General features: G+C 70.1%; 9 protein-coding genes. 8 read left to right on the top strand and 1 reads right to left on the bottom strand.

From position 1 onward, the window contains the following. Positions 1–90: 90 nt before the first annotated feature. From lysS to HALOF300_RS00980, 6 genes are all read left to right on the top strand, one after another. Positions 91–1,845, top strand: coding sequence for a lysine--tRNA ligase (lysS, locus tag HALOF300_RS00955; RefSeq protein WP_156738777.1), 1,755 nt, complete (start codon positions 91–93; stop codon positions 1,843–1,845). A gap of 31 nt (positions 1,846–1,876) precedes the next feature. Next, positions 1,877–3,073, top strand: coding sequence for an ROK family transcriptional regulator (locus HALOF300_RS00960; protein WP_197522203.1), 1,197 nt, complete (start codon positions 1,877–1,879; stop codon positions 3,071–3,073). A gap of 93 nt (positions 3,074–3,166) precedes the next feature. Beyond that, positions 3,167–4,408, top strand: coding sequence for a Gfo/Idh/MocA family protein (locus tag HALOF300_RS00965; protein ID WP_156738779.1), 1,242 nt, complete (start codon positions 3,167–3,169; stop codon positions 4,406–4,408). A 52-nt stretch (positions 4,409–4,460) separates the two neighbouring features. Further along, on the top strand, positions 4,461–5,375 hold the full coding sequence (locus HALOF300_RS00970) for a carbohydrate ABC transporter permease (protein WP_156738780.1): 915 nt from the start codon (positions 4,461–4,463) through the stop codon (positions 5,373–5,375). 10 nt (positions 5,376–5,385) lie between these two features. Continuing rightward, positions 5,386–6,339: a carbohydrate ABC transporter permease gene (locus HALOF300_RS00975; RefSeq protein ID WP_156738781.1), complete on the top strand. Its 954-nt coding sequence runs from the start codon at positions 5,386–5,388 to the stop codon at positions 6,337–6,339. A gap of 11 nt (positions 6,340–6,350) precedes the next feature. Next, complete coding sequence (locus tag HALOF300_RS00980) at positions 6,351–7,727, top strand: ABC transporter substrate-binding protein (RefSeq protein ID WP_231954939.1); 1,377 nt, start codon at positions 6,351–6,353, stop codon at positions 7,725–7,727. A gap of 37 nt (positions 7,728–7,764) precedes the next feature. On the opposite strand, the gene HALOF300_RS00985 is transcribed toward HALOF300_RS00980, so the two are convergent. Further along, the gene (locus tag HALOF300_RS00985; protein ID WP_156738782.1) at positions 7,765–9,822 is read right to left on the bottom strand and encodes an elongation factor G; all 2,058 of its coding nucleotides are present in this window, start codon (positions 9,820–9,822) and stop codon (positions 7,765–7,767) included. Positions 9,823–9,997: 175 nt separating this feature from the next. Between HALOF300_RS00985 and HALOF300_RS00990 the strand changes: the two genes are divergently transcribed. Together HALOF300_RS00990 and HALOF300_RS00995 are read left to right on the top strand one after the other, a co-directional pair. Beyond that, on the top strand, positions 9,998–10,882 hold the full coding sequence (locus HALOF300_RS00990; protein WP_156738783.1) for an Fpg/Nei family DNA glycosylase: 885 nt from the start codon (positions 9,998–10,000) through the stop codon (positions 10,880–10,882). 138 nt (positions 10,883–11,020) lie between these two features. Further along, positions 11,021–11,347: a TA system VapC family ribonuclease toxin gene (locus tag HALOF300_RS00995; RefSeq protein WP_231954940.1), complete on the top strand. Its 327-nt coding sequence runs from the start codon at positions 11,021–11,023 to the stop codon at positions 11,345–11,347. The last annotated feature ends 10 nt before the right edge of the window (positions 11,348–11,357 follow it).

Below are 11,357 nucleotides of genomic sequence, written 5' to 3' on the forward strand. Positions count from 1 at the left end.
GGGACGGGCGGCCCCGGAGCGGTAACGTAGCCGGTCGGCACCCCCGGGTGCCCCGCACATCGGGCACTTCGAGGCAGGCAGAGACCAGGAATGGCACGACGAGGCAACGACTCCGCGCCCACGGACTGGGTGACCCGCGCCGCCGCCGATGCTATTCGGCACGCCGGTGGCGACCCGCGCGACCCGGCGGTCGGCGCGAGCCTCGCGGACGAGGGCAGGGTCGTCACGTGCGCCTCCGGGATCAGCCCGTCCGGCCCGATCCACCTGGGTAACCTGCGCGAGGTCCTCACCGTGCACTTCGTGACCGAGGAGCTCAAGCGCCGTGGCGTGCCCGCGCGGCACCTGCACAGCTGGGACGACTTCGACCGGCTGCGGAAGGTACCCGCCGGCGTCGACGCGAGCTGGGCGGTTCACGTCGGCAGGCCGCTCTCGGCGGTGCCCGACCCGTGGGAGTGCCACGCATCGTGGGCCGAGCATTTCAAGGCACCGCTGCGCGAGGCGCTCGCCGAGATGGGTGCCACGATGGAGGAGGTCGATCAGACCCAGCGATACCGGGCGGGTGACTACACCGAGCAGGTGTTGCACGCGCTCTCGCAGCGTGAGGCCATCGAGGCGGTGCTCGCCCGGCATCGCACCAAGAAGCCCGAAGCGCTGGTCCTCTCCGAGGGGGAAGCCGCAAACCTGGCCGACTCGGTCGCCGGCGACGATCCGGCCACCCAGGCGGGTACCCTGGCGCGCTTCCCGTACAAGCCGTTCTGCCGCACCTGCGGCCGGGACACGGTGACTCTGACGTCCTACGACGACAGCACGACCGACCTCGCCTACACCTGCGACGAGTGCGGGTCGGCGCACGTCACCACCGTGCGCACGCAGCACGAGGGCAAACTCGTCTGGAAGGTTGACTGGCCGATGCGCTGGTCGGTGGAAGGCGTCAATTTCGAGCCCGGTGGAATGGATCACGCCTCCCCGGGCTCCTCCTACACCGTCGGCAAGGAGATCGTGAAGCTGTTCGGCGGACGCGCGCCCTCGTTCGTCGGCTACAGCTTCGTGGGCGTCGCCGGCATGGCGAAGATGTCGTCGTCGAAGGGCGGCGTGCCGACCCCGTCCGACGCGCTGCGCGTGCTGGAAGCGCCGATGCTGCGCTGGCTCTATGCCCGCCGCCAGCCCAAGCAGGCCTTCACCGTCGACCTCGGGCCCGAGGTCGTGCGGCTCTATGACGAGTGGGATGCCCTGGGCCGCAGGGCGGGCGACCCCGACAAGCTGGACGCCCAGGTGTTGGCGTTCCAACGTGCCTCGGCCACCTCGAGTGCCGGTGCGCTGCCGACCCCACCCGTGGCCGTGCCATTTCGTACCCTTTCATCGATCGCCGACGTCACCGCCGGTAGTGCCGCCCAGATCAGCCGCCTCGTCGGCGATCTCGGGCACGAGCACGCGTCGGTCAACGATCTCGAACCCCGGTTGACCCGGGCCATGACGTGGACGCAGGAGTTCGTGCCTCCCGAAGACCGCACCACGGTGCGCTCCGCCCCGGACCGCGAGCTAATGGTGTCGCTCGGTGAGCGGGAGCGCGAGTGGCTCCGGCTGTTGGTCGAGCACCTGCCGAGTGCCTGGAGCCACGGCGTGCCCGACCTCGGGCGCGTCACCACGGTGGTCTACGGCGTACCGAAGCTCGCGCACGGGCTCGCGCTCGACGAAGCACCGACCGACGACGTGAAGACCGACCAGAAGGAGTTCTTCCGGCTGCTCTATCGCCTCCTCGTCGATGCCGAGCGGGGACCGCGGCTGCCCACGCTCATCCTTGCGCTTGGCCTGGACACCGTGACGGGATTGCTGGTAGTTCCTTGACAAGGTGAACGAACGGGGCCACGCTAGCCTCGTGCACCGCAGCACCGACGCCACCTCCCTCTCGAGCCTTCGGCCCACCACCCGGGCCGTGGTTCGTGAGCTCCTGCGGGCCGGTCCGCTGTCCCGCGCGGACCTGGCCCGCCGCCTGGACCTCTCCCCGGCGAGCCTGACAAAGCTCACTCGGCCCTTGGTGAACTCCGGCCTGGTTCGTGAAGAATCCGCGCAATCCGCGCGCCCGGGGCGCCCTGGGGCGCCACTCGCCATGGATGTGGGCCGGCATCGCTTCCTCGGCATGAAAGTCACTGGCGACGAGTTGTTCGGGGTCTCTACGGACGCCGGTGGGGCCGTGCAGGAGGTCGCACACCGTGACCTGCTCAGCACAGACGTCACCACGGTCTCCAGGGTGATAGTTGAGATGGTGAATGAACTCGACCCCAAGGGCATCGCTCAGGCGCTCGGTATCGGACTCGCGGGTCGGATGCTGCACTTCGACGACACGGTCCGTGACAACGGCTATCTGGGCTGGGACGACGTCCCGCTCGCCCGCCTGATCAACGACGCCACCGGTGTGCCGACGGTGCTCAGCGGTGATGCCCGCGCGCTCACCGCGGGCGTTCAGTGGTCCGGGCCGGGCCGTGGCTACGACGACTTCGCTGTGGTGACCATCGGCGTCGGGATCGGCGTCGGCCTGGTCCTCGGTGGCCAGGTCCGCGCGGGCGGGCACGGCACCGCCGGACACGTGGGCCACACCCCGGTCACGGATTCCGGGCCGCTGTGCGAACTCGGACATCGCGGCTGCGCCGCGAGCCTGCTGAACGCCGAGGCGATCAGCCGGTCCATCGGCGTGCCACACGGGCGTGCGGACCTGGACCTGGCCGGCGCGGTCGCGCTCGCGGAGGCCGGAGATCTCGCCGCCCTGCGCGCGCTGACCGACGCCGGGCGTGCGCTCGGCACGCTCATCGCCTCGATCGTGAACCTCCTCGACCTGCCGGCCGTCATCCTCGCCGGCGACGGGCTCGGCATCATGCCCGTGGCCCGTGCCGCGATGGCCGCGGCGCTCTCCGAGCACCTCGATCCCGGCACCCGCGCACCCCACATCGAGGAGTTCGACTCGACGTTCGACGAGTGGGCCCGCGGCGCCGCCGTCGTGGCCTGTCAGTGGGTGCTCGCCGCACCCGAGACCGTCGGCACGCACCGACCGACCGAGCGGGCGCCGTCCGGCATCTGACCGAGGACGCCCGGCGGCCGCTCGCACCCGATCCGAACCAACACCCACCGATCGACCCGACCACAGCCCCGACCACCCGACCCAGGAGCACCAGTGACCGCTTTCGCGCCCGAACCGCACACCCCCCTCGACCCCGCCGCCGGCACGTTCAGCATCGGCATCGTCGGCGCGGGACAGTTCTCCAAGAGTTTCGCCACGCTCTGGGACCTGCACCCGAACGTCAGCCGGCTCGTCGTGACCGACCTCGTGCCCGAGCGCGCGGAACAACTCGCGGCCCGCTACGAGGGGGCCACCACGGTGGCAAGCTATGAGGAGATGCTCGCCAGCGACGTGGACGCCGTCGCCATCTTCACCCAGCGCTGGACCCACGCCCCGCTGGTGCTGGCGGCGCTGGCCGCGGGCAAGCACGTGTACTCGGCGGTGCCGATGGCCACCGAGATCACCGACATCGACGCGATCATCGCCGAGACCGACCGCACCGGCCTCACCTACATGATGGGCGAGACGAGCTACTACAACCCGGCCACCGTGCACCTGCGGAACAAGATCGCCGAAGGGGCGCTGGGCCAGGTGTTCTACGCCGAGGGCGACTACGTTCATGACATGGACCTCGGCTTCTATGCGGCCTACCAGTACAGCGGCGGCGAGGACTGGAAGGCGACGGCGAGCTACCCGCCGATGCTGTACCCCACGCACGCGATCGGTGGCGTCCTCGGCGCGGTGCCCACGCAGGCCGTGAGCGTCAGCTGCCTCGGGGTGGAGGACCGCCGCGGCGACGGGGTCTTCGACCGGGAGGTCAGCCAGTTCGGCAACAGCTTCTCCAACGCCACGGCGCTGTTCGAACTCTCCGACGGCGGCACCATGCGCACGAACGAGATGCGCCGCGTCGGTTACCCCTCGCACATCCGGGAGTCCCGGTTCCGGTTCTTCGGCACCGAGGCGAGCTTCGAGCAGCTCGCCCACCAGAGCGTGTGGAACGACAAGTCCGACTCGACCGACATCTCCGAGAAGTTCGTGCCGCTGCGCAGCGACACCGATGTGGAGGAGCTGGCGGACGTCGACCCGGCCCTGCGGGAGGCGTTCACCTCCGGCTCCGCGCCGGTGCACGACCGCAGCCGGCTCCCGGCCGTCTACGCGGACGCCCCGAACGGCCACGAGGGCTCCCACCACTTCCTTGCCGACGACTTCGTCCGCGCCGTCGTCACCGGCGTCGCGCCCCCGGTGGACGCTCGACGGGCTGCCATGTTCACCGCCCCCGGCATCGTGGCGCACGCCTCCGCGCTCGCCGGCGGCGAGCGCCTGCCGATCCCCGACTACGCCCACCCGAGCGCCTGACCCGAGCACCACCAGCCACCTGAAACGCCTGCAACGACGCAAGGAGTAGAACATGGCCCTGGCAACCACCACCCGCACCGGACGGGAGGGACGCCGTCGGCGCCGGGATGACACCCGGCTCGCGCTGGCGTTCATCCTGCCGGCTTCGATCGGCCTGGCCATGTTCTACTTCTGGCCTCTGCTGCGGGGCATCTACCTGAGCTTCACGTCCTGGGACCTGCTCAGCCCCGTCGAGTTCATCGGCCTCGACAACTACCGCGAGATGATCGCGGACCCGGTGTTCTGGAACGCCGTGCGGGTGACCGTGCTGTACGTGATCATCAACATCGGCGTGCAGACCGTGGTGGCCCTCGTGCTGGCAGTGCTGATGCAGCGGCTCAGCCAGTCCACCCTGCTGCGGGGGCTGGTGCTGACCCCCTTCCTGGTCTCGAACGTGGTCGCGGCGCTGGTGTTCCTGTGGATCCTCGACTTCCAGCTCGGGATCGGCAACCAGGTCCTGGAGTGGATCGGGCTGGACCGGATCGGGTTCTTCACCACCGAGGCGTGGGCGATCCCGACCATCGCCCTGGTGAACGTCTGGCGGCACATGGGCTACACGGCGCTGCTGATCTTCGCCGGCCTGCAGACGATCCCGCCGACGATGTACGAGGCCGGCCGGATCGATGGCGCGTCCGAGACCCGGATGTTCTTCGGGATCACGGTCCCACTGCTACGCCCGATCCTCGGCCTGGTCCTGATCGTCTCCGTGATCGGCTCGTTCCAGGTGTTCGACACCGTGGCCGTGACCACCGGCGGTGGTCCGGTGGACGCCAGCCGGGTGCTGCAGGTCTACATCTACGACAAGGCCTTCGGCCAGTTCGACTTCGGCTACGCGTCGGCGCTCAGCGTGGCGCTGCTGGTCATCCTGATGGTCGTCACATTCCTCCAGTACCGCATCACGCGTGCGGGCCAGACGGACCTGAACTGAGGAGGCGGACATGACCGGCATCGCAACGGCGGGTCTCGAACCCGTGACCGCACGCACCACCGACCGGACCGCCGCGCCGCGCCGGCGGCGCCGGCCGACGGTCGGCAAGGTGGTGGCCTGGGCGGTGATGATCGTCCTGCTGATCATCACCCTGTTCCCCTTCTACTGGATGCTGCGCACCGCGCTGTCCAGCAACGGCGCCCTCTACTCGAACGCCACCTCGCTCCTGCCGGTGGACTTCAGCTGGGGTGGGTTCGAGCGGGTCTTCGGCCTGCAGACCACCGAGGAGGCCATCGCGCAGGGTGGCTCCGGGGCCTCCATCGACTTCTGGCTCTATCTGCGCAACTCGGTGATCGTCGCGACCGTGGTGACCGCTTGCCAGGTGTTCTTCTCAGCCATGGCCGCCTACGCGTTCTCGCGGCTGCGCTGGAAGGGCCGCAACGCGGTGTTCAGCGTGTTCCTGCTCTCCCTGATGGTCCCGGCCATCTTCACGCTGCTGCCGAACTTCGTGATGATCCGTGACCTGGGCCTGATCGACACGCTGCTGGGCATCATGCTGCCGGGCCTGTTCATGACCCCGTTCGCGATCTTCTTCCTGCGCCAGTTCTTCATGAACGTGCCGATCGAGGTCGAGGAGGCGGCACTGATCGACGGTGCCAGCAAGGTCCGGGTGTTCTTCGCACTGATCATCCCGATGTCGGTCGGGCCGATCGCGACCATCTCGATCCTGACCTACATCGGCTCCTGGAACGACTACTTCTGGCCGTTGATGGTCTCCTACACCGACGAGTCCCGGGTGCTGACGGTGGCCCTGGGCAACTTCAAGTCGCAGACGCCGCAGACCGGACCGGACTGGGCCGGCCTGATGGCCGCGACCCTGGTGGCGGCGCTGCCGATGATCCTGCTCTTCCTCGTGTTCGCGAAACGGATCGTCAACTCCATCGGCTTCAGCGGGATCAAGTGAGGCGGTCAACCATGAACAAGACACATTCCCGACGGCGTGGGCTCGCATCGCGGATAGCGCGGACCTCGGCGGCACTCGCTGCCGTGACGCTGGTGGCGGCCGGGTGCTCCGGTACCGCCGAGGGTGACGGCCGGACGGCCATCGACTACTGGCTCTGGGACGCCAACCAGCTGCCGGCATACCAACGCTGCGCGGACGCGTTCGAGGAACAGAACCCGGACCTGCAGATCCGGATCAGCCAGTACGGCTGGGACGACTACTGGAGCAAGCTCACCGCCGGCTTCGTGGCCGGCGCCGGCCCGGACGTGTTCACCGACCACCTGACCCGGTACCCGGAGTACGCCCAGCGCGGCCTGTTGGTGGATCTGTCCACTCTCGACGCCACAGCCGATCTCGATCCGGGCGGGTTCCAGGAGGGCCTCGCCGACCTCTGGGTGGGTCAGGACGGCGGGCAGTACGGCATGCCCAAGGACTTCGACACGGTCGCGCTGTTCTACGACCGGAACGTGATCGAGGAAGCGGGCCTGAGCCCGGAGGACCTCGAGTCGTTGGACTGGAACCCCGAGGACGGTGGCTCGTTCGAGGAGCTCCTGGCGCATCTGAGCGTCGATGAGAGCGGGGTGCGCGGCGACGAGGAGGGTTTCGATCCGGACAACGTCGCGGTGTACGGCTACGCCTCGAACGGCTCGGGCGGAACGGACGGGCAGACCGCGTGGTCCTGGCTCGCCGCCTCGACCGGGTGGGAGTTCACGAACGCGGACGTGTGGGGCACCGAGTACTACTACGACGACCCCCGGCTGCAGGCGTCCCTGGCCTGGCTCTTCGGCCTCGTGGAGAAGGGCTACATGGCACCGTTCGAGGAGGTCGGGACCGCGCCGAACCCGCAGCAGGCGCTCGGTTCGGGCCGGGCGGCACTGTCGGTGAACGGGTCCTGGATGCTCGGCACCTATGCCAATCTCGAGGGCGTCGACCTCGGCATCGCCTCCCTGCCGAGCGGGCCGATCGGGCACCCGGTCTCGATGTACAACGGCCTCGCCGACTCGGTCAGCGCCCAGTCGCCGGACCCGGAGGAGGCCGCCCGCTGGGTGGCCTTCCTCGGATCGGACGACTGCCAGAACCTCGTGGGTGAGGCGGGCGTGGTGCTCCCGGCGCGGCCCGCCGGCACGGAGGCGGCGATCGAGGCGTTCGCCGACCGCGGCCTGGACGTGTCGCCGTTCACGGACCTCGTGGACAACGGGTACACGGTCTACTTCCCGGTCACGGATGCGTACGGTTCGATCTCGGCTCTCGGTGCCCCGATCATGGACGAGATCTACATCGGCAACCGGGACGTGGCCACCCTCACCGAGATGAACGAGGAGGTGAACGCGATCCTCTCCGGCGGATGACTCCGGTCGTCACGACGGGTGGGTCAGCGGCCCGCGGTCACCGGTCCCGGCCGCGGGCCGCGGCGCGTGCCGGCTGCACCTCGTAGTGGTCGTGGGTGCTCTGCACCGAGCCCCAGCCGCCGGTGAGGGAGCGGAGGTCGAGCACGTAGCGGCCGAGTTCCGCGGCCGGGACCAGCGCCTCGATCACCTGGGTGCCGCCGTCCAGGGTGCGGGTGCCGCGCACCTGGGCACGGCGGGCGCCCAGATCGGCCAGCACGTCCCCGGTGCTCGAGTCCGGGACGCTCACCTGCACGGCACTGATCGGCTCGAGGACGACCGTGCCCGCCTGGGCGACGGCCTCGCGGAGCGCGTGCCCGGCCGCGGCGCGGAACGCCATCTCCGAGGAGTCGACCGAGTGGTACCTGCCGTCCACGCACTCGGCCACCAGGTCCACCACCGGGTACCCGTGCGCGCCGCCGGCCGCCATTGCCTCGGTCAGGCCGCGCTGCACCGCGGGCACGTACTGCCGTGGCACCGCACCGCCGACCACCTTGCTCTCGAACGTCAGGCCGGTGCCGCGCGACGCGGGGGTGAACCGCACCCGCACCACGGCGAACTGCCCGTGCCCACCCGACTGCTTCTTCACGCGACCCTCGACCTCGACGGGTGCCGCGAGGGTCTCGCGGAAGGCGACCCGGACCGGCTCGGTCACGGCGCGCACCGCGAACTTGCGCTCCAGCCGCTCGATCGCGACGTCCAGGTGCATGTCCCCGGTGCCGCGCAGCAGCACCTGCCCGGTGTCGGCCACGTGCTCGGTGACCAGTGCCGGATCCTCCGCGCACAGCCGGCGCAGCGCCTCGGGCAGCCGGTCCTCCTCCGCCGGCGAGGCGGCGTGCACGGCCACGGCGAACCCCGGCTCCGGCCAGGTCGGCTCGCCGAGCGTGACCGGCCGGCCCGGGCGGGCCAGCAGGGTACGGGTGGGGGAGTCGGACAGCTTCGCGACCGCGGCGATGTCACCGGCCGGCACCCGGATGGCCATCAGGTGGTCCGCACCGCGGATCCGGAACAGGCCGTGCAGCCGTTCGGCGGCGCCGGTATCGGTGTTGGTCAGGTGGTCCTCGGCCTGCACCGTGCCACTGAGCACCTTGATCAGCGAGACCTGCCCCACGAAAGGATCGGACAGGGTCCGGAACACGTGCACCAGCGGCTCCCCGTCGGGATCGGCCGGCACGTCGGTCTCGCGGCCACCAACGAGAACCCGGGTCGGTCGTGGCGGCGGGCCGAGCAGGCAGATGTGGTCGAGCAGTTCGGTGATGCCCACCCCGGTGATCGCAGAGCCGACGAGCACCGGCACCACGCTCCCGGCAGCGATCTCGGCGGCCAGCGTGGCACCGATCTCGACCGGGGTGAGCGGGTCCCCGGCCAGGTACCGCTCCAACTGATCGTCGTCCCCGGTGACCACCTCCTCCACCAGGTCCTCGTGCAGCCGGTGCTGCTCGGCGGCCAGCTCCGACGGTGCAGCGACCGGGTGGCTGTGGCCCTCGCCGTCGTAGTCGGCGTCGGTGTCGGTCAGCAGGTCCGCGATGCCGTGGAAGTCGGCCCGCTCGCCCAGCGGCAGCTCCAGCGGTCGGATGGTCGGCCCGAACCGGTCCTGGAGGTCGGTCAGCACCCGACGGAAGTCAGCGCCGGACTTGTCCTCCTTGGTCACGAACACCAGCGCCGGCAGGTGCAGCGCCGCGCACCTGGCCCAGGCTCGCTGGGTGCCCGGCTCGACGCCGTTGGTAGCGGCGACCACCAGCACGGCGAGGTCGGCCACGGACAGTGCCACGTCCACCGCGTACCCGAAATCATCGTGACCGGGGGTGTCGATGACGTTCACCCGATAGCCGCGACCCGCCGTCGTCCAGTCAAGCGGGGCGAACGCTAGCGAGGTGGAGATGCCCCGGCTGGTGGCCTCGGGCTCGGTGTCGCAGACGGTGGAACCGTCCTCCGTGCGGCCCATCCGGCCGATCACGCCGGCGCGCTGCAGCAGCGCCTCGACCAGTGTGGTCTTGCCGCTGCCGCTGTGGCCGATCACGGCGATGGTGCGGATGTCCTGCGTGCGCGGATCGTCCATGTCTGTCCGTTCGGCTCGGGACGCCGGGGCCTTTCGATGCTAGACCCGCACGGCGCCTGCTGGGGGCGTCGCGTGCCCTCCACGTCACGGGCGGGCGTCATCCGTCGTCGTCGCAGGTGTTGCGATCGGTGGCATACGGTTGAGGCCGGCGACGTCCGAGACCCCTGGGAGCATCGTGCCCGAAGGCCACACCATCCACGCGCTCGCGGGCCGGCTCAACCGCGCGTTCGCCGGTGAGTCCGTGCGGGTGACGAGCCTGCAGGGCCGGTTCGCGGGTGGCGCACAGATCCTCGACCGGCGGGTGCTGGTGGAGGCCGGCGCGTGGGGCAAGAATCTGTTCGTGGAGTTCGACGGCGACGCTTGGCTGCACGTGCACCTCGGCCTGATCGGGTTGTTCCCCGTGATGCCATTGCCGGCGGACCTGCGCGGCGCCGCCGACCCTGAGGACATCCCTGTCACCGGCGCCGTGCGGCTGCGGATCACGGGCGACGGCCACGTCGCGGACCTGCGCGGGCCGATGACGTGCGCGGTGCTCACCGGCGACGAGGTCACCGCCTTCTCCCGCCGGCTCGGCCCGGACCCGTTGCGGCCGGACGCGGACCCGGAGCTCGGGTGGGCGAAGCTGAGCCGCAGCACCCGGCCCATCGCCGAACTCCTGATGGATCAGGCCGTGCTGGCCGGTGTCGGCAACGTGTACCGGTGCGAGGTGCTGTTCCGGCACCGGGTGGATCCGATGCGCCCGGGCAAGGAGCTCCGCCGGTCCACCTGGCGGGCGATCTGGGACGACCTGGTGCTGATGCTGCCGCTCGGCGTGGTCTACCACCAGATCCTCACGATGGACGATCAGATCGAGGCCGCGCAGGCCGAGATCGCCGACGGGCAGGCGCCTCGGTACACCGCCGACATCACCGGCGATCGCCTCGGCGACCACTTCGAGCGGCGGTTCTTCCTGTACAAGCGCACCGGCGAGCCCTGCCTGGTCTGCGGCTCCAAGGTCCGCTCGAAGCCGCTCGCCGGCCGCACCCTGTACTGGTGCGGCCGCTGCCAGCGCCGCCGGTAGCCGGGAGGCTCGAGCATCCCGCGGCGCTCACCCAGCGCGTCTGACGCCTGCTGACAGCATGGCATCATTGACGGTGATGCGATGCTGTCATCGTGCGAACGACCGTGACTCTCGACTCCGATGTCGAACAGATGCTGCGTGAGCGAATGGCCAGGGAGGGTGCCGCTGCTGGCCTTCATCCGGCTCGCGACGAGGCCCGGACTCTTTCCCCGACCGGCGACCATCGAACAGGTCACGTCCCAGGTATCCGCCTGGCTGGCGCAGCCCAGTGCGCAGATCGTGCAACCGACCGCCCGGCACGCGACCGTCCTAGCGGATCTCCTGAGCCATACGAACGCGGCCGGCAACCTGGTCACCGACGGCCACCTGGCGGCCCTGGCGATCGAGCATCGCGCCACCGTTGTGTCCTACGACTCTGACTTCGATCGATTCCCGGGCGTCCGCCGGGAGCGGCCGATGAGCTGACGGACCCCGA

The sequence above is a fragment of the Occultella aeris genome, from assembly GCF_902703175.1.
Lineage (GTDB): Bacteria > Actinomycetota > Actinomycetes > Actinomycetales > Beutenbergiaceae > Occultella > Occultella aeris.